The organism is Pseudomonas sp. S5D5, assembly GCF_003013355.1.
Taxonomy (GTDB): Bacteria; Pseudomonadota; Gammaproteobacteria; order Pseudomonadales; family Pseudomonadaceae; genus Aquipseudomonas; species Aquipseudomonas aylmerensis.
On record NZ_PTEO01000001.1, the window covers coordinates 2911957 to 2935322 of the forward strand.

General features: G+C 63.2%; 12 protein-coding genes. 5 read left to right on the forward strand and 7 right to left on the reverse strand.

Annotation, left to right across the window (positions count from 1 at the left end):
• Positions 1 to 19: 19 nt before the first annotated feature.
• Positions 20 to 1048, forward strand: a complete 1029-nt coding sequence (locus C9990_RS13705) for a YCF48-related protein (protein ID WP_177410370.1) — start codon at positions 20 to 22, stop codon at positions 1046 to 1048.
• Positions 1049 to 1064: 16 nt separating this feature from the next.
• Positions 1065 to 3440 (forward strand): RND family transporter, encoded by a 2376-nt coding sequence (locus C9990_RS13710; protein ID WP_065907861.1) that lies wholly within the window; start codon positions 1065 to 1067, stop codon positions 3438 to 3440.
• 1130 nt (positions 3441 to 4570) lie between these two features.
• Here C9990_RS13710 and C9990_RS13715 read toward each other — a convergent pair.
• Complete coding sequence (locus C9990_RS13715; RefSeq protein WP_106803616.1) at positions 4571 to 9220, reverse strand: hypothetical protein; 4650 nt, start codon at positions 9218 to 9220, stop codon at positions 4571 to 4573.
• 40 nt (positions 9221 to 9260) lie between these two features.
• Entirely contained in the window at positions 9261 to 14084 is a 4824-nt protein-coding gene (locus C9990_RS13720; protein WP_106803617.1) for a dermonecrotic toxin domain-containing protein, read from the reverse strand.
• Positions 14085 to 14223: 139 nt separating this feature from the next.
• On the opposite strand from C9990_RS13720, the gene C9990_RS13725 reads away from it, so the two are divergent.
• The 3 genes from C9990_RS13725 to C9990_RS13735 all read left to right on the forward strand — a co-directional run bounded on the left by C9990_RS13725 (position 14224) and on the right by C9990_RS13735 (position 16012).
• Positions 14224 to 14514, forward strand: a complete 291-nt coding sequence (locus C9990_RS13725) for a DUF5629 family protein (RefSeq protein WP_106805651.1) — start codon at positions 14224 to 14226, stop codon at positions 14512 to 14514.
• Positions 14501 to 15676, forward strand: a complete 1176-nt coding sequence (locus C9990_RS13730) for a lactonase family protein (RefSeq protein ID WP_065907866.1) — start codon at positions 14501 to 14503, stop codon at positions 15674 to 15676. The genes C9990_RS13725 and C9990_RS13730 overlap by 14 nt, the downstream gene beginning before the upstream one ends.
• A 156-nt stretch (positions 15677 to 15832) precedes the next feature.
• Positions 15833 to 16012 (forward strand): hypothetical protein, encoded by a 180-nt coding sequence (locus C9990_RS13735; RefSeq protein ID WP_065907868.1) that lies wholly within the window; start codon positions 15833 to 15835, stop codon positions 16010 to 16012.
• A gap of 504 nt (positions 16013 to 16516) precedes the next feature.
• On the opposite strand, the gene C9990_RS13740 is transcribed toward C9990_RS13735, so the two are convergent.
• From C9990_RS13740 to C9990_RS13755, 5 genes are all read right to left on the reverse strand, one after another.
• Entirely contained in the window at positions 16517 to 17353 is an 837-nt protein-coding gene (locus tag C9990_RS13740) for an IS3 family transposase (protein WP_065899479.1), read from the reverse strand.
• Positions 17350 to 17652 (reverse strand): IS3 family transposase, encoded by a 303-nt coding sequence (locus C9990_RS32755; protein WP_065899480.1) that lies wholly within the window; start codon positions 17650 to 17652, stop codon positions 17350 to 17352. The genes C9990_RS13740 and C9990_RS32755 overlap by 4 nt, the downstream gene beginning before the upstream one ends.
• Positions 17653 to 17856: 204 nt before the next feature.
• Entirely contained in the window at positions 17857 to 18456 is a 600-nt protein-coding gene (locus C9990_RS13745) for a glutathione S-transferase (protein ID WP_106803618.1), read from the reverse strand.
• The gene (locus tag C9990_RS13750) at positions 18453 to 22091 is read right to left on the reverse strand and encodes an SbcC/MukB-like Walker B domain-containing protein (protein WP_106803619.1); all 3639 of its coding nucleotides are present in this window, start codon (positions 22089 to 22091) and stop codon (positions 18453 to 18455) included. The genes C9990_RS13745 and C9990_RS13750 overlap by 4 nt, the downstream gene beginning before the upstream one ends.
• Complete coding sequence (locus tag C9990_RS13755; protein ID WP_065907877.1) at positions 22088 to 23329, reverse strand: exonuclease SbcCD subunit D C-terminal domain-containing protein; 1242 nt, start codon at positions 23327 to 23329, stop codon at positions 22088 to 22090. The genes C9990_RS13750 and C9990_RS13755 overlap by 4 nt, the downstream gene beginning before the upstream one ends.
• Positions 23330 to 23366: the final 37 nt, after the last annotated feature.

Here is a 23366-nt window from a genome sequence, read left to right on the forward strand (position 1 = left end):
GTCTATGAGTGAGCCTGTCATGGGTTGGGTTGTTTGCCGCCCACGCGCCGCACGCAAGGTTGCGTTGCTGGCCGCAGCGCTCTCGCTGTTTGGGGCAGTCGCGTTGCCGACTGTTGCCCAGGCCGCCAGCGATACCACTTTTGCGATTGAATCCCCCAAGGCCGCCAAAGGCCTGATGATCGATGTCGTCCATGCCGGCAAGCGCCTGGTGGCCGTCGGTGATCGCGGGCATATCCTCTATTCCGATGACCAGGGCAGTACCTGGACCCAAGCCAAAGTGCCTACCCGGCAGCTGCTCACGGCGGTGTTTTTCGTCGATGACAAGCACGGCTGGGCAGTCGGCCATGATGCGCAGATCCTCGCCAGTGCAGACGGCGGCGCCACCTGGACCCAGCAATACCAGGACCTCAAGCGCGAAGCGCCACTGCTCGACGTGTGGTTCAAGGATGCCGAGCACGGCCTGGCCGTGGGCGCCTACGGTGCGCTGATCGCGACCGACGACGGCGGCAAGACCTGGGCAGACGTCAGCGACCGCCTCGACAACGAAGACCAGTTCCACCTCAACGCCATTGCGCACATCAAGGACGCCGGCCTGTTTATCGTCGGCGAGCAGGGCAGCATGTTCCGCTCCAGCGACGACGGCCAGACCTGGGAAAAGCTCGAAGGCCCCTACGAGGGCTCGCTGTTTGGCGTGATCAGCACGGCGCAGCCGCAGACCCTGTTGGCCTACGGCCTGCGCGGCAATCTCTACCGCTCCACCGATTTCGGCAGCACCTGGGAGCAGGTTGAACTGCCGGCGGCACGCGGTGCCCTGGAGTTTGGCCTGTCGGGGGCGACCTTGCTCGACGACGGATCGCTGGTGGTGGTCGGCAATGGCGGCAGCGTGGTGGTCAGTCATGACGACGGCCAGACCTTCAGCGTGTTCAATCGCCCGGACCGCATTTCCCTCTCGTCGGTGACGGCAGCAGGCAATGGCAACTTGATTCTGGCCGGGCAGGGTGGCGTGCGTGTTGCCACTGCGACTGGCGCTGAACTGGCAAAACAATAAAAAAGGCGGGGAAAGAATGAGCAGTCATCACAACGATAAAGCGACCTTTCTTGAGCGCCTGATCTTCAACAACCGTCCGGCAGTGATCGTGATCTGCCTGCTGGTGAGTATTTTCCTGTTCTGGCAGGCGACGCTGATCCGCCCGTCCACCAGCTTTGAAAAGATGATCCCCCTCAAGCACCCCTTCATCGAAAAAATGATGGAGCACCGCAACGACCTGGCCAACCTGGGCAATACCGTGCGCATCTCGGTGGAGGCCAAGGACGGTGACATCTTCACCAAGGAGTACATGGAGACCCTGCGGCAGATCAACGACGAGGTGTTCTACATCTCCGGCGTCGACCGCTCGGGCCTCAAGTCGCTGTGGAGCCCCAGCGTACGCTGGACCGAAGTGACCGAAGAAGGTTTTGCCGGCGGTGAAGTGATCCCGCAGAGCTACAACGGCTCGCCGGAAAGCCTCGACCAGCTGCGCAATAACGTGCTCAAGTCCGGCCAGGTCGGGCGCCTGGTGGCCAACGATTTCAAGTCGAGCATTGTCGACATTCCACTGCTGGAGTCCTACCCGGACCCGCAGGACCAGGGCAAGCTGCTGGCCCTGGACTACCAGAAATTTTCCCACGAGCTTGAGGACAAGATCCGCACCAAGTTCCAGGAACAGAACCCCAACGTGCAGATCCACATCGTCGGCTTCGCCAAGAAGGTCGGTGACCTGATCGACGGGTTGATCATGGTGGTGCTGTTCTTCGGCGTGGCCTTTGTCATCACGCTGATCCTGCTGCTGTGGTTCACCAACTGCCTGCGCAGTACCATCGCGGTGCTCAGCACGACGCTGGTGGCGGTGGTCTGGCAGCTGGGGCTGATGCACTTTTTCGGTTTCGGCCTCGACCCGTATTCGATGCTGGTGCCGTTCCTGATTTTCGCCATCGGGATTTCCCATGGCGTGCAGAAGATCAACGGTATCGCCCTGCAGTCCAGTGAGGCCGACAACGCGCTGACGGCCGCACGCCGCACCTTCCGGCAACTGTTCCTGCCGGGCATGATCGCGATTCTCGCCGACGCGGTGGGCTTCATCACGCTGCTGATCATCGACATCGGCGTGATCCGCGAACTGGCCATCGGCGCCTCCATCGGCGTGGCGGTGATCGTGTTCACCAACCTGATCCTGTTGCCGGTGGCGATCTCCTATGTCGGCATCAGCAAACGCGCGATTGCCAAGAGCAAAAAGGACGCCAACCGCGATCACCCGTTCTGGCGCCTGCTGTCGAACTTCGCCAGCGCTAAGGTCGCGCCGGTGTCCATCGTACTGGCGCTGATCGCCTTCGGTGGCGGCCTGTGGTACAGCCAGAACCTGAAGATCGGCGACCTGGACCAGGGCGCCCCGGAACTGCGTCCGGACTCGCGCTACAACAAGGACAACAACTTCATCATCAACAATTACTCCACCAGCTCCGACGTGCTGGTGGTGATGGTCAAGACCAAGGCCGAAGGCTGCTCGCGCTACGAAGCCATGGATCCCATCGACCAGTTGATGTGGAAGATGCAGAACACCGAAGGCGTGCAATCGGCGATCTCGCTGGTGACCGTGTCCAAGCAGATGATCAAGGGCATGAACGAGGGCAACCTGAAATGGGAAACCCTGTCGCGCAACCCCGACGTGCTCAACAACTCCATCGCCCGTGCCGATGGCCTGTACAACAACAATTGCTCGCTCGCCCCGGTGCTGGTGTTCCTCAACGACCACAAGGCCGCGACCCTCGATCGCGCCGTGCATGCGGTGCAGGACTTCGCCAAGGAGAACAACAAGGACGGGCTGGAATTCCTGCTCGCTGCCGGTAACGCCGGGATCGAGGCCGCCACCAACGAGGTGATCAAGGAGGCCGAGCTGACCATCCTGATCCTGGTCTACCTGTGCGTGGCGACCATGTGCATGATCACCTTCCGTTCCTGGGCGGCGACCCTGTGCATCGTGCTGCCGCTGGTGCTGACCTCGGTGCTGGGCAACGCGCTGATGGCGTTCATGGGCATCGGCGTCAAGGTCGCGACCTTGCCGGTGGTAGCGTTGGGCGTGGGGATTGGCGTGGACTACGGCATCTACATCTACAGTCGCCTGGAAAGTTTCCTGCGTGCAGGGTTGCCGTTGCAGGAAGCCTATTACCAGACGCTCAAGTCGACCGGTAAAGCCGTGTTGTTCACCGGCCTGTGCCTGGCGATTGGCGTGTGCACCTGGATCTTCTCGGCGATCAAGTTCCAGGCCGACATGGGCCTGATGCTGACCTTCATGCTGCTGTGGAACATGTTCGGTGCGCTGTGGCTCCTGCCAGCACTGGCGCGCTTCCTGATCAAGCCCGAGAAGCTCGCAGGGCAGAAGGGCAACTCGCTGTTTGCCCACTGAGGCAGGACTTGGGGCTAGTGGGGTTCTTGTGGAAAGTGGGATTGGTTGTGGCTAGTGGGCTTCATGTGGAAAGTGGGATTGGTTGTGGCTAGTGGGCTTCATGTGGAAAGTGGGATTGGTTGTGGCTAGTGGGCTTCATGTGGAAAGTGGGATTGGTTGTGGCTAGTGGGCTTCATGTGGAAAGTGGGATTGGTTGTGGCTAGTGGGCTTCATGTGGAGAGTGGGATTGGTTGTGGCTAGCGGGCTCCTTGTGGAAAGTGGGATTGGTTGTGGCTAGTGGGCTTCATGTGGAAAGTGGGATTGGTTGTGGCTAGCGGGCTCCTTGTGGCGAGCGGGCTTGCCCCGCGTTGGGCTGCGTAGCAGCCCCATCCCCACACACTGCGGTTTGCCTGAAACAACGCGGCGGATGTAGTGGGGGCGCTGCGCACCCCAACGCGGGGCAAGCCCGCTCGCCACAACAGCCTTGCTCATCACAGGAGGACAGCTCATCACAACAGCCTTGGTCATCACAAGAGGGCTGCTCATCACAAGAGGGCTGCTCGCCAGCGTATCCCCTCAAGGCGCGAGCGGAGAGTGGGATTGGTTGTGGCTAGCTGGCTTCTTGTGGCGAGCGGGCTTGCCCCGCGTTGGGCTGCGTAGCAGCCCCATCCTCACGCACTGCGGTTTGCCTGAAACAACGCGGCGGATGTAGTGGGGGCGCTGCGCGCCCCAACGCGGGGCAAGCCCGCTCGCCACAACAGTCCTGCTCATCACAACAGCCTTGCTCATCACAAGAGGGCTGCTCATCACAACAGCCTCGCTCATCACAAGAGGCCCGCTCGCCAGCGTTTCCCCTCAAGGCGCGAGCGGAGAGTGGGATTGTTTTGGCTAGCGGGCTCCTTGTGGCGAGCGGGCTTGCCCCGCGTTGGGCTGCGTAGCAGCCCCATCCTCACACACTGCGGTTTGCCTGAACCAACGCGGCGGATGTAGTGGGGGCGCTGCGCACCCCAACGCGGGGCAAGCCCGCTCGCCACAACAGCCCCGCTCGCCACAACAGCTTTGTTCATCACAAGAGGACTGCTCATCACAACAGCCTCGCTCATCACAAAAGGATTGCTCGTCACAAGAGGCCCGCTCGTCAGCCTTTTCCCTCAAGGCGCGAGCGGCAGGAACCAGCGCTCGGCCAACGCCTTGCCTAGCAAGCCGCGGTGCACGTCCACCACCGCCTGCGGGCTTTGCGCGCGGGCCAGTTGCGAGTAGTAACTCACCTTGCGTTGCTCACGGGTTTTCAGGTGGGCGGCGGTGTAGTGGGCCTTGGGTGTATCGGCCGCCGGGTAGTGGAAGTGGGCGTACCACAAGGGATAGCCTCCCGCGTCGTTGACGGCGTATTCCTGCACAAAATCCCGACGCTCGCCGCGAAGTTGAATGCGCTCTCCGAGTAGCGCCATGTTCGCGCGCTTCTGTTCGATCAGATACTCCAGGTTGCCGTGCGTCGGCGGCAGTTCCAGGCTCAGTTGAATGCGCAGCGCCTGGCCACGCTCATTCAGGCGTACCGCCGCCTGGCGCATGTCATTTTCCAGGGCCAGGTCGGCCGGTGCTCGGGCCTCCGCGGGTTGGGCCTGGATCGCCAGGTGCAGTTCGGTGGCCAGCTTGTCGTAGCGCACCGACTCGTGCAGCAGCACCTCCTGGACTTCCTGCGGGTGTCGCGAGACTTTCTTGTACTGCTCGCCGCGCTGCAGGTGTTCCTCGAGCATGCCCAACAGTTTGCGAGCCTCGCCCTTGACCAGGCTCAAACTGCGCGGCACGCCTGGCGAGCGCGGTGGCGTCGCGTCCTTGAATTCGATCCATTGCTCGCCCCGCTGTGAATAGGTGCCAAACACTTCACCGGTGAGCTGCGAACGAAGCTCGACAGTTTCCAGGGTACCCACGGGTTTGACCTCGCCGATAAACGTGCCTTTTTTCGCCGTGCGAATGACTTTTTTCTGCACTTTGCCGGCGACTATCGGCGGGCGTCGGCTCGGGCGCGGGGCGGATTGGGCAGCCGGTTTGATTTCACTGGCGAGCTGCTTGGCGGCTTCCTGGTACAACCCCTCCACCAGCTTGACCAGCTTGGCGAAATACTCACCGTCCAGTTCGTCGATATTCACGATGCCGACCCCCTGCAAGGAGTCCAGGCCGCGGCCGTAATGCTCCACCAGGCTTTCGAGCACATTGATGCGTTCCTCGGCCGTCACCTCAAGCTCGTTCAGCTCGCTGTGGGTGCGCAAGTGCTCCTGCAGCGGCTCGAGGATATCGATCATCACGGTGACCAAGGGGTGGCCTGGGTGTTTATGGGTCATCAGCTCGAAATTGCGCATCAGCAGATCCTTGACCGCCAACGCACTGATTTCCGGAGGGCGATCCAGCGTCAGGCGGCGGTAGTGGTCGCTGCCGTCGTCGCCTAGCTTGAACAGTTCGTCGAGGTAGCGATCACGCAGTTCAAGCCAGTGGATCGAGCGTTCATTGATGGCAATCAGGCTGCGCACAAACTCTTGATACGCGGCGAAGTCGCCGAGAACAGCCTCGGCCAGGCGCGGCGCTTTGGCCATGAAGTGAGCGTGGGAGCGATACAGCGCGCCACGATCCTTCTCGGCCACCACCACATGCTTGCGCGCGTTGTTGACCATGTTTTCCAACAGGCCTGCGACGGAATGCGGCGGCAGGGGGATGTTCAATTCGTTGCGCTCTTTCAGGCTGTCCAGTTGCTGCTGGTAGTCCCGGGTCTGCTCTTGCAGGGCCGTGTCGAATCGCTGGCGGCTGTCAGCCGCCTGCGCTTCGCTGAAGCGTGGATCTTCGGCGGTGCGGGTCATGACCCCCAGGATAATATCGATTCGCTTTTGCTGGTTCGCCTGGCCCTGGACGAACCGTTCATAGTTGTCCTGCAGCTCGCGGATACGCTGCGCACGCCGTTGGCGATCGGCGGCAATCCGCTTGGTTGGCATGCCGCCGCGCAGGTGCAGGCGCGTGTCCACCGACCACACGCCGTGTGCATCGCTGCGCAGGTAAGGGCCATACACTTCGGCATCGCCTGGCATCACCACACGGGTTTCGCCCTGCGGCTCCAGGCTGACCTGCAACCACTCGCCGTTGGCCAGGGCGTACCACCGGTTTTCGACCCCATAGAGCCCGCGTCGCGGCCCGTTCAATACCGGTTGGGGCAGGGGCGACGGCCGCAGCGCCTTGAACGTCGCGAGACGGCTGCGCTGGGCCGGGGTCAGGCGCTGGCGTGCCTGCGCAAAGCCGAAATCCAGCACCGTGCTGTGTTTCTGCGCCAGCGCCCCGGCCAGCAGGACGGCGCCTTCACGAATGCTCGGTGCGGCTGGTTGCGGCCATTGCTCCGCGACCCACGGGGTGAGGGCCGAGGGCAGCGCCTGCTCCCTGAGGCCGGCTGCCAGCGGTGCCGGTGTTGGCACCACCACGGGAGCGGCCTCCAGCAACAGCAGCCCGAGGTTGAGCAGCAGGTCGACAGTGGCCAGCTCCCGTGCGTGCGGGTCCGTGGCGGCCAGCGCGGGAATGTCCTGACCCAGGCTGGCCATCAGCCCCAGCAGCCAGCCGGTGAGCATGGCCGGCCCGCGCAGCAGGGGCAGCAGCAGGTTGCCGAACAACAGGCTGCTGCCTTCGCGCAGCACCTGCCAGCGGCTTTCGCTGTTGGACACCGACGCGCGGTCGGCTTGTTGCACCAGGGCCCGCGCATGATCGCTGAACAGGTAGGTCATCAGGCGTCCGGTCACCAGGCACTGCTGCAGTTCGTCGTTGATGCCATCAGCGGACAACGTCGCCGGTGTCGGTGTGCCCAGGGTCGAGAACTCATCGCCCTGGCCGAAGCGTACGTAGTGGGGCTCGCGAAACCCGCCATTGGCGTAAATCGGCCGGGCCGTGTCACTCAGCCAGGTCAACACGCTGTCCTGCAAGGGCCCAGGTTCGGCGATGGCTTCAAACAACGCCTCGCGACTGGCAAATTCCTGCAGGGCTTCGGCGTACAGCGGTCGGTACAGCACATGAGGACCCAGGGCAGTGTCGCGGGCTTCGATCAGGTACATGGCGCTGACCGGGTCCGGCTGGGCGCCGGGCATTTGCAGCAGCGCCAGGTGACGGATCACCAACGGATTCTGATCGACCTGCTGGCCGGCGGCTGCCGGCTCCATCACGGCCGCCACCAGGCGCGCACCCTGAGGGCTCAGCCCGGCTTGCTGTTTCAGGCTCAATTCCAGTGCCAGCAGCGGCAGTTGCACGGCTTGCTGCGCGGCGAACAGCGCTTCACGCTGGCGTGCCTCGGGGCTGTCGCCAAGTAACTGGGTTTCCAGCAGGCGTGGGTAGTGCTGGCCAATGTCCACGCGTTCCACCAGGCCGCCGGTGCCCATCAGGTAGTCGGCGGTCAGCCACGCCGGCAAGGGCAGGCCTTGCCGGTTGGCGAGGGTCACGCTGGCGCTGGGACGGCTGGACAGGTTGTCGATCGCCAGCTCGGTCAGGCTCACGCGTTCGTGGCGGATGATCCCGGCGGTGCCTGGGTAGCCGGCGGCCACGGAGAAGGTTAGCAGCAGGTCGTCGGGGTGCAGGGCCGCGACCGACGGCGGCGTCGGCGCGTGATTGGCAAAGGTCACGGCATCCCCTTGCAGCGCTTGCAACAGCGCGTTGACGGTGTAGGTGCGGATGTCGTCGATATCGCTGAGCACGGTACGGCCCGCCGCGCGCTGTTTGGCGGTGGCCAGCGCCAGGGTGTAGCGGCGGTAAGCGGCCTGGTCGTCGGCGCTGGCGCTTTGCAGCCAGGCCGGCAAGTGGGTGCGCAAGGTTGCCAGGGCGGGCGCGGCGGGCGCGTCGCGGAAGAATCGCCCAGGGTCAGTGATGTCGTTATACAGCGTCTGCCACACCCTGAAGGGCTGGCCGGTGGGCAGGCTCAGGTTGCCGAGGTCTTCGAGTTGGTGATTGAGGATCAACGATGCCTGGTGCTCGAAGAGATCGCCGTCGATTTCGTAGCGTTGCAGCAGGATATCCTCGACCTGGTACTGACGCCCCAGGCGTTGGCCCACGGCCTGGATCAGCACATCCACGCTGGCGAACGTTTCGATACCCGTCTGCGGGCTGCACAGCAGCACCGACGTCTTGCCATTCAGCGCGCGGGCCAGCAACAGGTCCGGGCCGAGCAGGCTGACGCTGCGCGCCGCGCCCTTGAGGGTGGCTTGCAGCCCGTAGGCGTACACCGCACGGTCGCCATGGAGGGTGAGGCGGTCCTCGCGCTCAGGGTTGGTCAACACCTGGTCGAGGGTCTCGCGGGCCGTTTGATCCAGCTCGGCCTGGCGCAGGGCGGCGACGCGCAGGGTGTCCTTCAACACGTCGGCCAGCCAGCGCCAGTGGCCGGCATCCCAATAGGCGGCGAGGGCGTTTTGCAGTGCGATGCTCAAGGTCTGGGGGATCTCGCCAATCAGCGTGGCGATGACCTGCATATCGAGTTTTTCCGAGGTCAATCCCGGCAGTTTCAGGCGCTTGGGCGGCTCGTCGGAGAGGTACCAGGCCAGGCTGCCGACATCCCTGAAGTCCAGCGGCACGCCGCTGGCCAGGGCGTCATGCACCACCGGCATAAACGGTTGCAGCAGCCAGCTGCGGCGTTGCGGCCTGGCCAGCCGCGTGCGGCTCAGGTCCAGCGTCAGGGTCGGGTACCTCTCGCCAAGGGCGGTGGCGAGTTGCTGGCGAATCACGCTTTCCAGCGTCGGGCGATCAGCGAAGCGCGCGCTGACGGCGTGCGCGATAGAGTCAGGGGATTGCATACACATCCTTTTGGCAATTCGATGCCATTCATGGCGGGTTCTAGGCAGGGAGCAGGTTCAGGAACAGGCGTTGGTCGAGTGGCGGGGTGATCGGGTTGTACACATCACGCACGATGGCGCGGTTGTCGTTTCCGGCCTGGGCGAGCAAGTCCTTGAAGGTGATAAAGCGGTGTTCGGGACGCTTGAGATGGGCCTTGGTGTACTCAGCCGCCGGCACGCCGGCACGCGCGTAGTGAAAGTGTGCGTACCAGAGCACCGTGAGCGCGTTTTTCTCGCGTACCGCAAACTCGGTCACGTAGTCGCCGGCCGCGGTGCGTTGCGGGCCGTGGACCAGGCCGATATCCACGGCGGCGTGGATGCGCAGGTAGTCGATATTTGCCTGGCGGGGCCGCTGGGCCTTGAGCCCTTCGATGCAGTGTTGCCGGCCCTGGGTGCGCAATTCGCCGGCACGTGTGCGCAAGCGCTCGACCGTCTGCGGCTCCTGGTGCTGCCGCTGGATCTCATCGGCAATCGACTCGATGCGCTGGGCCTGATACTGGAGCATGTCGTCCCAGTCGCGGGGATTGAGGTCGTCGCGGCGTTGCGGGTCCTTGAGTTTGTTCTTCTGGAACTTGATGGAGCGCTCGATCGCGCCGACTTCCTCCAGCAACTGCTGGGACTGGGTACGCAAGCTGGCCAGGGAGCGGGCAGGGGGCTTTTCCGCCGGGCGGCTCGGCGGCGCGTCGACGATCTCGACCCAACCTTCTCCCGGGTGTTCGATGAACCGGCCGCTGGGCTGCTGAGTGATCGGGTTGCGAGTGATGATGGTGGGGAAAGGCGTATCTGCGTCAGGCGCTTGCAGCTCACCTACCAGTGCGCCCTTGTCCCGGGACTTGAACACGCGTTTTCCGGGAACGGCGATTTTCAGTGGCTTGAACACTCCCGTCTGCGGCGGCAGGAACTCATCCTCGCGCAACACATCGGCCAAGTCGGCCTCGGCCGCGCTGCGTACCGTTTCGAGGCGTTCGATCAGCAGCGGCATATAGCGCGGGATGATCAACGGGGAATTGATGTCCATCAGCGCGCGGTAGATCTGCAGGCGGTGGCTGTAATGGTCAATCAGGTTGAGCAGCACCGCCTTGCGTTCGGCGACGGTGAAGCCCTCGGTGGCCAGCAGGTCAAGGTGGGTGTTCACCCTTGAGGACTCGACGGTGTGCAGCAGTCGCTGGTTCTGGAAGAAATACAATTCCTCGGCGGTGTGCGGTTCGAATGTCAGGTCGATGCTCAGCAGTGCCAGCAGGTCGAGGGTTTCCAGGGTCGCGGTCACGCGGTTGTAGAAACGTCGGGCAGGCACTGCACTGAGGTACTTGTAGCGCTCTGCGGGCCCGCTCTTGAGATCACCCGCGAGTGTTTCGAGCGCATTCTCGATGTCGAGCACCGCCTTGAAATGGCGCTCGCTGGCGGCAAAGTTGGTTTGCACCAGATCATAGACATAACGGATGGCTGCTGTGTCGCCCGGCCTGCCGGCCAGTTCAACCAGGGATTCACCCTGGTCAGAGAAAAAGGTGCTGCGGTGCAAGGCGTCCGTGAAGGCGATGTGTAACTCATCACTAGCCAGCATGCTCGTGTAGACCTCCTGCGCATTGGCTTCATAGTCGAACTTGCCGTCCGCCACCTTGATTTTCCGGTAGGCCTCCAGCAGGTCGCGGCGATGCTGCTGTTGGGGGCCGGCGGTACGTTCGAAGCGTTCCAGCAGCACCTGGAAGCTCACCTTGGCGCGGGCCCTGGAACGGGCGGTGGCGGCGTGCGCCTGGATAAGCACCGGGTTCTCGGGCGCGGCCCGCAGGGCTGTGTGGGCAACCAGCAACTGCTGGTCGAGTGATTCAAGCAGGGCCTTGGCGGGGAATATCCCGTCGACAAAGCTCAGTTGCTCACGACTGACCGCCGCTATAAGGCCCTCAATGCGTTTGGCGTGCTCGTGTGCTTGTGCGCGTTGTTCTTCAATCTGCACCAGTTTGGCCTTGAACCGGTTCTTGGGCCCGCCACCACGCAGTTTCAGCCCCAGGTCCAGCGACCAATGGCCCTGGCCGTCGGTCTTGAGTTCAAAGCCCGGATGCTCAGGTTTTTGCGGATGCACGATAAATAACGCGTCGGTTTCGGCTTGGATGTTCACCTCGAACAGCAAGCCGCCCACTGAGGCATGCCAGCGTCGGTCGATGCTGTACAGCCCTCGGTGCGGACCAATCTCTACGGGCGTCGGCGGCGGCACGGGCCACGCCACATTGAGTTCGCGCAGGGCGTCCAGCAGGCGCCGACGCGAGGCATCCCGGGCGTTGGAATGGATAAAATCCACCAGGGTCTGGTCGCCCGCCACCGGTTCGGATGGCAGGCCGATGGGGCCGTGCTCGATCAGCGTGGGGGCCGACGGCGCAGAGGCCGGGCGGCGCAGGGCGGCGAGGGGCAAGGTCGGCTCGCCCGGCGTGCGCGTGGGCAGGCGTGGCGCGGGGTCGGTGGGCGAGGCCGCGTGCAGCACCAGCAGGCCGATATTGAGCAACACGTCGACCCAGGCCAGTTCCCGCGCGGCCGCGTCATCACTCTGCAGGCCGCCGAGGTCGTGCTTGAGGCTGACCGCCAATTGCAGGATCCAGCCCACGGCCATCGCCGGGCCGCGCAACAGCGGCATCAACAGCGCGTTGAACAGCAACCAGCCGCCCTCCAGCAGCACGGCCCAGCGGCTTTCGGCATTCGACACCGAGTCGCGATCAGCCAGGTCCACCAGGGCCCGGGCATTGCTGCCGTAGAGGTATTGCAGCAGGTTGCCGGTCGCCAGTGATTGCGCGAGCGAGCCTGGCACTTCGCCGCCGTTGAGGTCCTGCGCCAACTGCGCGGGCGGTGGTGCGGGCCACTGTACGGTGTCGTCACCCTGGCCGAAGCGCAGGATATGCGGGCTCTGAAAACCGCCGTGGCTATAGATCGACCGCGTCTTGTCCGGCAGCCAGGCCAGCACACTGTCTTGCAGGGCGCCAGGCTCGGCAATCGCGTCGAACAATGCCTGGCGACTCGCGAACTGGTGCAGCGCGTCCGGGTACAACGGTCGATAGAGCAGATGCGGGCCATTGCCCTGGTCTCGAGGCTCGATGATAAACATGCTCGCGACGCTGTCCGGCCGCGCGTCGGGCGTGCGCACGAAGGCCAGCGGGCGGATCACGATGTCCTCGCCCTCTACCACCCGGCCGGGTGCGCTGCGCTGCAACACGGCCTTGACGTAGCGATAACCCTGGAAGGTCAGGCCGTGCTCCTGGCGAATCGCCTGTTCCAGCGCCTGGCGTGGCAGCTGCACGCTCAGTTGCTCGCCAAACAAGGCTTCGCGCCGGCGTATGTCAGGGCTGTCCCCCAGCAGCCACTCGCGGATTTTTGCCGGGTAATGGCGGCCAATGTCCACCTGGCGAATCAGCCCCGGCGTGCTGTGGAATACGCCCTTTTCCCCGAGCACATAATCCTCGTTGAACCAGGCGGGCAGGGCGGCGCCCGAAGTGTCGCGCACGCTCATGCGGCCCTGCGGCGCAGCGGCGAGGTTGTGGATGGCCAGTTCGGTCAGGCTCATGCTCACCGGCGCCAGGTAGCCGCTGTGCAGGTCGCCTACCGGGACATGGAAGGTCAGTTGCAGGTTTTCCGGCTCCACGCTGGACTCGGGATGATCGCGGCGTATCTGCTCGCGCAGGGTGCGCACGGTGAAGGCCTGCAGGCTCTCGACGCCGTCGAGAAACGACGCGCCAGCGTTTTCTCGCTGCACTCGCGCCTGGTCCACCAGCCCCTGGCGATAGGCAAAGCGCTGGTCGGCGCTGGCCGCCTGCAGCCAGTCCGGCAGCGCCGTCTGGAGACGCGCCTGGTGCGTCGGGTCGGGGACCGGGGTGGCGAGGAAGGCCGGTACCGGGTCGGTGGCGTCGGCGAAGCGTTGCTCCAGCGCGCGTACACCGTCAGTGGCCGGCAAACGGAGGGCGTCGAGGTCGTCCAACTGCTGGTTCAGCAGCAGGGCGGCCTGGATATCGAACAAGTTGCCATCGGGCTCGTAGTGCTTGACCTGGATCTTCTCGGCCAGCAACGCGGCGGCCAGGCGTTGACCCCAGGCCTGGTTGAACGCGTCCACCGAGGCAAAGTTTTCAACGTTGCCCGAGGCCTGGCACAGCAGTACGTGGTCGCCTTGCACCAACAACAGGTCACTGCTCAGCAGGCGCGTGGTGCGGCCCTGGTGGATCACGCAGCCCTCCAGGCAGTACGCACGCACACCCTCGCGTTCGCGGCGATCGGGTTGGCGGCTGACGGCGTAGAGCATGTCTTGGGCGAACCCGGCTGGCAGCAGGCTGGCGGTGCTCTTGAGGTTGTCGGCCAGCAGGTCGCCGAGCCATTGCCAGCGGCTGGCACCGGTGTCGGCGGCGCCGTTCCAGTAGCGGGTCAGGGCATCTTGAAAGGCGATGGGCAGGGTGAAGGGCAGGTCCGCAATCACCCGTTCGATCACCGCCATGTCCGGCTCGCGCGGGCCGTTGGCCTCATAGGTCAAGTGCAAGGGCGGGCGCTGGGACAGGAAGCAGCGGCGCGTGTCGATCACCTCGGTCATGTTCAGGGGCGTGCCGTGGCCCAGGTAATCGAGGATGACATCGCTCAAGCGCCGCAGGTCCCAGCCGCGTCGTTGGTTGGGGACGGCCAGCTTGACGCTGGACATGTCCAGCACCAGTGAGGGGAATTGTTCCAGCAGGCGTTCGTGCACGTGCTGGTCGACCACCTGGCGCAACGTCGGGCGCCCGGTGAACTGCCGGGCCACGGCCCGGGCGAGGGTGTCGCTTCGATGAGGCAGCAACATTGGGGTGGCGGGTGTGTCTTGCGGCATAAACGAGTCCATTCTGTCAGGGGGTAGTCCCTAGAATCGCAAGCTACGGCGCAGCGGGTGCGGTAGCCCGCTATCGCGACACGACGGCACCGCCGGATTGGCCTATCATCAAGGTTTTTTCCACTGATGAATGATCCTGATGACTGTCCGCAGCCTCTCTAATGAACTTGCAACCAGCGACATGCTCGAAATCGATGGCCTGCATGCCTTTGACTTCGAACTCGACGACCAGAAGCTGTCGATCAAGTGCATGGATGGCCGCGTTGAAAAACGCTGGTCCTTCAGCCTGGCGCAAGTGCAGGCCGCAACCTTTGATGAAGCCTTGCAAAGTTGGACCCTCACCGGTGATTCGGGCGAGCACCGCCTGGTGTGCATGGCCGCCTTCACCGGCAACAATAACGACGAGGAAGACGAGCATGATGATGCGTAAATTCTGGCCCCTGCTGATGGCCGGCAGTGTCGGCGCGATGTCGGTACAGGCCGCGCCGGCCGACACTTATGAACTGTTGGTGGGCAGCTACACCGCCGGCACCAGCCAAGGCATCTACCGGTTGCAGTTCGACAGCCGCACCGGCCAGTTCCAGGGCGAGCCGGTGCTCGCGGCCAAGGCAGCCAACCCCTCGTGGTTGACGGTGTCCAAGGACCAGAAGCATCTGTTTGTGGTCAATGAAAACGGCCCGGGCCAGAAAGACCCGGTGGGCCGTGTGAGCAGCTACAGCATCGACCCGCAGAACCATCAGTTGACCCTGGTCAACCAGGTGCAAAGCCTGGGCAATGAGCCTACGTATTCCAGTGTCGCGGCTGACGGCCGTTACCTGTTCGTGGCCAACTATTCGGTATTGGAAGACCCGGGTGGCAGCCTGGCCGTGCTGCCGGTGGACGCCAGTGGCAAGCTGTCGGCGCCGGTGCAGTTGAGCGGGCACCCGGCCAGCCGCGTGAACCCTGAGCGCCAGGCGTCCAACCATGTGCATTCGGTGGTGTCGTCGCCGGATGGCAAGTACGTGTTTGTGCAGGATCTGGGGGCGGACAAGGTCTTTGTCTACCACTACGACCCCAAGGCCAACCACGAACTGCCGCTGACCCCGGCCGATCCAGCCTTCGTGCAATTACCGCCAGGCAGCGGTCCGCGTCACTTGCTGTTCAGCGCCGATGGCAAGCATGCCTGGCTGACCACCGAGATGAGCGCCCAGATCGCCGTGTTCGACTACCACGACGGCAAGCTCAACCAGACTCAACTGCTCGATTACGCCGCCGGGCAACCGGTGTCCGACAAGGCCGGTGCCGCGCTGCATGCGTCCAGTGATGGCAAGTTCCTCTATGTGAGCAATCGCGGCACGGCCAATCAACTGCTGGTGTTCAGCATTGACCCGGCGACCGCGCACCTCAAGGAGCTGCAGCGCCGCTCCGTTGAAGGCGATCACCCGCGCGAGTTCAGCCTGGACCCGAGTGGCAAGTTCCTGCTGGTGGCCAACCAGAAAAGCAATGCAATCGTGGTGGTCGAACGTGACCCCAAGACCGGCCTGCTGGGTAAAACCGTGCAGAAACTGGCGATCGATGCACCCAGCGACCTCAAGTTCCTGGTGCGTCAATAAGCCACAGGCCCCGCACGGCGGGGCCTGACTCCTTGTATTAATTCTATTAATAGCGGCTACTGTTTCAAAGCATTTCTAAGGTTCAGCCCTCGGGCGTAAGTTGGGTTCCAAGGCCTTCCCCGGCCACTCAACCAAACGAACACAAGGGTTACTGACATGAACTTGAACCTCTTCTCCATCATCGCCGCCTCCGCTGTTTCCGCGACCGTAGCCTTGCCTGCCGCCGCCAGCGTGGACGTTGCCGGTAAAAAATCCAGCACCAGCGCCTACACCCAGAAATACCTGCAACAAAGCGCCAACTTCTACGCCGCACTGGACCACAAGACCCAACACTGATTGCCAGGCAACACAGATCAAATGTGGGAGCTGGCTGGCCTGCGATGAACGCAACTCGGTAAATCAGTTGGACCGAGTCGTCAGCATCGCAGGCCAGCCAGCTCCCACATTTGATTGTGTGGATGGCAGGTTATGGTGTGTTGGCAAGTGATGGTTGTGGTTGTCAGGTGATGGTGTGCTGGCAGGTGATTATGGGGTTGGCAGATCTATTGTGGCGAGCGGGCTTGCCCCGCGTTGGGCTGCGAAGCGGCCCCATTGCAAGCGCCCGGTTTTGACCTGACACACCGAGGCGCCGGGTCCTGGGGCCGCTGCGCAGCCCAACGCGGGGCAAGCCCGCTCACCACAAGAAGCGAGCTCACCCCAAGAGGTCCTTTCACCATGAGAGGCGAGCTCACCCCCTAAGAGGTCCTTTCACCATGAGAGGCGAGCTCACCCCCTAAGAGGTCCTTTCACCATGAGAGGCGAGCTGAACTGGTCAAGTAATCTTGGACACCGATTAAGGTTTCACGCCACCAGCTTCTCCCTGGCGACTGGTGACCGATAGTCGTTGTAGCTATGCGGCCTGGTGATGTTGTAGCGCGATACATAGCGCTGCACATCCGCTCGGGCCTCATGTTCCGACCCGTAGCCTGCTTCTGGCACCCACTCTGATTTCAAACTTCCAAAGAAACGCTCCATCGGAGCGTTGTCCCAGCATTCGCCTTTACGGCTCATGCTTTGTCGGAGTCCATGTTCCAGCAGTTCATTTCTGAATTTATGGCTGGTGTACTGGCAACCTTGGTCGGAGTGAAACAGTACGTCTTTTGGGCGACCGCGCAGTTCAATCGCCATGCGCAGGGCTTCGCAGGTCAGCGTGGCATCAGAGATCATCGAAAACGACCAGCCCACAATCCGGCGAGCGAACAAGTCCAGAACCGCCGCAAAATACAGCCAACGCTTGCCGACTTTGATGTACGTCACGTCCCCACACCACACCTGATTGACCGTCGCAACATCAAACTTGCGTTTGAGCACATGCGGTGCCACCAAAGCCTCCACGCCAGGTGACTTGTACTTATGGCGCCGGCGTTGACGGCTGACAATGCCTGCTTCTCGCATCAAGCTGCGAGCCATGAACCGCCCGACATCATGCCCGCCGGCTTGCAGCTGTTTAGCCAAGGTACGAGCGCCCGCAGACTCTCTCGACGCCCTGTGGTGCTTGACCAGCATAGCCTTGAGTTTCTCTCGCTTAGGGCTCACCTTGCCTTGGCGCTGACGCCATGCGTAAAAGCTACTGCGGTTTATTCCGAACACACGACAGCAATCGTTAACGCCGTACTGCTCGCCCAGCTCACAGATCAACGAGAGTGATCTTTGGCGTCCAAAAGCAGGAGAGCACTGGCCTTTTTTAGGATTTCGATATCCCGGTCTCTTTGCCTGAGCAAGGCTTTAAGTTCCTGGATCTCTCGCTGATCCGCGGTGATCGCCTTGGCTCCCACCGGAGTCGAGCCCAAGCGTTCCTTGCGAACTTGATCGACCCAGCGGCGCAAGGCCGTAGGGCCAATATCCAAGCTGGCACAGACCTCGGGAACCGACTGCCCCTCGTCCAGCACCATGCTGGCAGCCTTGAGTTTGAACTCACATGAATAAGATTTACGCATATCCAAACACCTCAGATTTGGACGCCATCATAGCGCCCGATTGAGGTGTCCAAAATCATTAGGCCAGTTCAAGCTCACCCCCTAAGAGGTCCTTTCACCATCAGAGGCCAGCTCACCCCAAGAGGTCCTTTCACCATGGGAGGCCTGCCCACCATGAGAGGCCCTTTCACCCCAAGAAACCCGCTCCCGCATTTTGATCTGCGCTCAGCCTGAAGGTTTTGCCATTACCGCTGCAAACAGCGGCGACTCCAGAAAGCGTTGCAACCAGGTTTGCAGCCTGTGATAAGGAGTACCGGCAAACCACTCGCGATCCACATGGGCAAACTGGCGCACAAACGGTGCCAGTGCGACGTCGGCCAGGCTCAAATGCCGGGCCAGCAAGTAGTCATTTTTCGCCAGCAACCCCTCCAGCTGCTGCAAAAACACCTCGCCTTCGGCCCGATACTGTTCCATCGGCTGCTGCGGGTAGCGTTCGGCATACTTGTATCGATTCAAGTGATGTTTGAACACCTGGTCATTCTCGGCAATCAGTTCCAGCACCCGCGGGTCACCCCCGAGCAACCAATCCTCAGGGTCATTTTGCGCCAAGGCCCATTGCATGATCTCCAGGCTTTCCTCGATCACCCGACCGTCCACGCACAGCACAGGCACCGTGCCCTTGGGCGATAGCGCCAGCATCGCGGCCGGCTTGGCCTTGAGGCTCACCTCGACGATCTGCACCGGCACGCCGCAATAGCGCAACGCCAACCGCGCCCGCATGGCATACGGGCAGCGCCGGAACGAATACAGCAGCGCCTCGCTCACTTGACCTCCAGGGTGCTCAAGCCATTGCCTTGGCGCTTGACCTGGATCTGCACCGGGATGCGTTCGTGCATCTCCTGCACGTGGGAGATCACCGCGACTTTGCGGCCCTGGGCCTGCAGGCCATCGAGGGCGTCCATCGCCAATTGCAGGGATTCGGGGTCGAGGCTGCCGAAGCCCTCGTCGATAAACAGCGACTCGATCTTCAACGTACTCGACGCCATCGATGCCAGGCCCAGCGCCAGGGCCAGCGACACCAGGAAGGTCTCGCCTCCCGACAGTGAATGCACCGAGCGCAGTTCATCGCCCATTTCCGTATCCAGTACCAACAGGCCGAGCATGCTGCCGCCGCGCTTGAGGCGATAGCGGCGCACCAGTTGGCGCAATTGCACGTTGGCGTGGTGCACCAGCAGGTCGAGGTTGTAGGTCTGGGCGATCTTGCGGAAAGTGTCGCCGTTGGCCGAGCCGATCAGTGCATTCAGGCGGGCCCAGCGTTGCCATTCGTCATAAGCCCTGGCGATCTGCTCGCCGAGTGCATGGTTGGCGTCCTGGCGGCGCTGGTCTTCGGACTGGCGCGCGCGCAATTCCGCGCAGTGTTTCTCGCCCTCGGCCAGTTGCTGGTTGAGCGCGGCCAGGGTGCTGTCGAGGTGTTCGGCCTCCAGGTTGCCGTTGTGCAGGGCCTGGTGCTCGGCGAGGCGTTGCTCGCGTTCCTGCAGCAGGACCTTGGCCTGTTCGACGGCTTTTTCGCTGTGCTGCAGCTGTTGGCGCAGCGCGTTGATGTGCGACTCGTCGAGGGCCAGCAAACGGGCCAGGCCTTCGTCGTCCAGTTCGGGGTGCAGCGCGCGCCAGGCCTGCAGGCGCGTGGCGAGACCCTGCTGCTCGGCTTGCAGCGCCTGCTGGCGTTCCTGCTGGGCCTTGAGGTCGGCGGCCAATTGGATCAAGGCGTCGCGCGTGTCCTGCAGTTGCTGGTTGGCGTCGGTTTCGCTCTGGCGTGACTGCGCCACCGCCTGGTCGAGTTGCTGCTGCCAGTGTTCGGCGCTGGGGTGCTCGCCGAGCAGGGCGCTGAGTTTTTCCTCGGCGGCCTGCCGTTGTGCGGCCAATTCCGCGACCTGCTGGAGCAGGGCGTCGAGTTGCTGCTGGCGATGTTGCTGGTGGGTTTGTTCTTTTTCGATGGCCTGCTGGCGCTCCTGCTGCTCAGCCAGTTCATCGCGCTGATGACCCAGTTGCTCCAGGCGTTGGCTGACCTGCTGGTCCAGCTGCATGAACGTCGCGGCCGGTTCGCGGCGCAAGCCTTCGAGGGTGTCGGCGGGCAACAGGCTGGCGAAGGCGTTGAGTTCTTCGTCGAGGCGCTCGCGGTCGTTGGACAGCTCGCGCTGCTGGTCCACCAGCAACTGGCGGGCCTGCTGGCTGGCGTCCTGGGCTGCCTGCAGTTGTTGCTGCAGGCGGCCGGCGTTTTGTTGCAGGTTGAGCAGGGCGCCTTGGCGCTGTTCGTCCTGGGCGATGTTCTGGGTCAGTTGGCTGAGTTGCTGGGTCAGCCAGTCGCTGCGCTTGGCCGTGTCCTGATTGAACAGCGCGGCCGCCAGCGGATGCGCATCCAGGCTCGGCTTGAGGCCTTGCTGTTGGCTGACCACCTGCTCCTGTTGTTGCAGGAATTCCTTTTGCTGGGCAATCAGGCCGCCGACTTCGCCGCGCAGCTCGGTGAGTTTTTCCTTGAGCGTGTCGACGGCCGTCTGCGCCGCCGCCTCTTCGCTGTCGTCATGCCGACCGAGGCTTTGCAGCAAGGCTTCGGGCTGGTGATACGGGTGCTCATGGCTGCCGCACACCGGGCACGGCTGATCGTCCTGCAACTGCTCGCGCAACTCCTCGACGCTGGCACTGCGGGCCAGGCGCTGGCGTTCCAGCAATTGCTTGGTCACCGTCAGGGTTTGCTCGGCGACGGTCAGCTCGGCCTTGGCTTGCAGGCCGGCCTGGTTCAGTTGTTCGCGTTGTTGCTGGGCGTCCGCGAGTTTTTGCGTCAGCGCGCTGGCCTGCTGGTCCAGCTGTTGCTGGCTGTCCCACAACCGCGTGAGGTCTTCAAAGGCGCGCTGTTGCTTGCGATTGTCCTGTAGCAGGCTGGCCAGCAATTGGATCTGCTCGGCCACGGCATGGGGTTCGGCACCCGCTTCCTGATACAGCAGGTCCAGGGCGTCGCGTTGCTCGGCGAATTTTTCTGCGGCGCGGGTGGCCCGCTGTTCCAGTTGCGGCAGTTCGGCCTGGCCTTTGTTCAGGCGATTGCCAATCAGCATCAGCTGTTGCAGGCGGTCGCGATAGGCGATCCAGGCATCGCTCAGCGGCGCGAGGACGGCGCTGCGCTCAAGCTCGGCGGCCAGCCGCTGCAGGCGCTCGGCAACGTGGGTGTGCTTGTCCTGCAAGCCCTTGAGCAACGCCTGGCCTTCGGTGCAGGCGGTTTCTTGCTGGAGTTTATCTTCGGTGCGCTTGGCCAGGTCCTTGGTCAAGTGGGCGAGGGTGTTGTGTTCGGCGAAGGCTTGCAGCAGCAGCGGGGCGGCGTCAGCTTGTTGCTTGACGGCCTCGGCCAGCGCGGCGTGGGCCGCCGCCTGCTGCTGGAGTGCCTGCTCCTGGCGGGTCTGCAGTTCGGCCTGTTGCGCCAGATGCGCCTGAATCTGCGCGGCCAAGGGCGTGAGCAGATTGTCGAGTTCGGCCTGGCGCGCAAAGTGATGGCGCTGCGGCGCCAGTTGGTCCAGGCGGCTCAGGTCCTGGCGTTGCGGGCCCAGGCTGTCCCACTCGGCCTGCGCGCGCTGCAATTGCTCGGTCGCGCTGAGTTGGCGGTCTTGCCACTCACGCAGCTCCTTGAGCCAGGTGTGCTGCAGTTCCAGTTGCTTGAGTTGCGCCTGTTGCGCCTTGAACTGCTGTTGGGCAGCGTCGAATTGCTCGTCGAGTTCGGCGCGGGCCTCGGGGGCCAGGGGCACCACACCGGTGGCCTGGTCCTGCAGGTGTTTGTGCGCGTCCTTGGCTTCCTTGGCCTTGTCGAACGCGCGGCGACCGAGCTGAGTGTAGAGCGCGGTGTCGGTGAGCTTTTCCAGCAGTTCGCTGCGCTCGTTGTCATTGGCCTTGAGGAACGCACTGAATTCGCTTTGCGCCAGCAACACCGCGCGGGTGAACTGCTCGAAATTCAGGCCCAGGGCCAATTCCAGCTGGGTCTTGTATTCGGTTTTCTGGCTGGCCAGCAGTTGGTCGCTGTCGAGGTCAATCAGGCTTTGGCGGCTGTTCTGCAACTTGCCGCTGGCCTTGTCGCGGGCGCGATTGGCTTCCCAGCGCGCGCGATAACGACGGCCATTGACGCCGACGAAGTCCACCTCGGCATAGCCGCCGCCGGTACCGCGTCGGATCAGGGTGCGCGGGTCACCGATGGAAATATCCGTGTCGGCGTCCGGCATCTTGGCCTGGCCGGTATCACCCAGGCGTGGCACCGCGCCAAACAGCGCCAGGCACAGCGCATCGAGCAGGGTACTTTTACCCGCACCGGTCGGCCCGGTGATCGCGAACAACCCGGCACTCGCCAGCGGCTCGGCGGTAAAGTCGATCTCGAACGGGCCGGCCAGCGAGGCGAGGTTTTTCAAGCGGATGGCAAGAATCTTCATGGCTGTTCCCCCGCGTGTTGCACTTCCTGGAGCAGCACGGCGAAATCCTTCAAGGTCTGTTCATCCACCTCGCTGCCGTAGCTGTCCTGCCAGGCGCGGCTGAACAGCTCCTGGGGCGTGAGCTGGTCGAGTTCGACCAGGCGTTCTTCGTCGGTGTCGTCACTGCCGCGCTTGCCTGCATAGTCGGCGGCGATGCGCACGAGGCGCACAGCCTTGCCTTGCAGCGCGGTTTCGATTTGCTGGCGCAGGTCCGGTTGCGGTTCGTCGAGGCGCACGCGCACTTCCAGCCACGGATGGCGCTGCGTTTCGGCGAGCAGGTCGATGTCGGGCAAGTCCGCCAGCTGTTTGAGGATGTCCGCCAGTGGCGCGGCCTCCAGGCGCTGCAGGTTGACCGAACGCGGGATCAGGAGCGGCTCGACACTCACCAGGCACTGGCCCTGGAAGGTCACATCGAGAATCTGATGCTTGTAGCCGATTTCGGAAAAAGACAGCGGAATCGGCGATCCGCTATAACGAATGCGCTCTTCGCCATTGACCCGTTGCGGCTTGTGCAAATGGCCGAGGGCCACATAGTTCACGCTGTTATCAAACAAGCTGGCCGGCAGCGCCTCGGCGTTGCCGATGATCAGGCTGCGCTCGGAATCTTCCGACACCGAACCGCCAGCCATGTGCGCGTGACTGATGGCTATCAACGGCTGGCCTTTTTTGCGTTTGGCATTGGCCGCCGCGATCAACCGTTCATGCACCTGGCCAATCCCCCGCAGGTAATCGTCACCGAGGTGGGCGCCGGTGACTTCCGCCGGGCGCAGAAACGGCAGCGCCAGGCACCAGGCGGCGACCTTGCCGTTGGCGCCGGGCAGCGGGATCAGCAGGCGTTCGGCGTCCAGTTCGCCATCCTCCAGCCACAACACGCGGCCCAGTGCATGAGTGCGCAGGCGCCGCATTAACGGCGCGGGCAGTTCGATGCGCGAGCCGGAGTCGTGGTTGCCGGCGATCATCACAATGGTCAGTTTCGGATTTTGTTCGTGGGCGCTGATGATGAAGTCATACAGGCGCTCCTGGGCCTTGAGCGGCGGGTTGACCGTGTCGAAGATATCGCCGGCGATCAGCAGCACATCCGGGTGCTGGGTGCCGATCTGGCGCAGCAGCCATTCAAGGAAGCAGGCGTGTTCGAAGTCGCGTTCCTGGCCGTGCAGGTTTTGGCCAAGGTGCCAGTCGGAGGTGTGGAACAGACGCAAGGCGAACTCCGTGGGGAAGATGAAGAGGAGGGGGAGT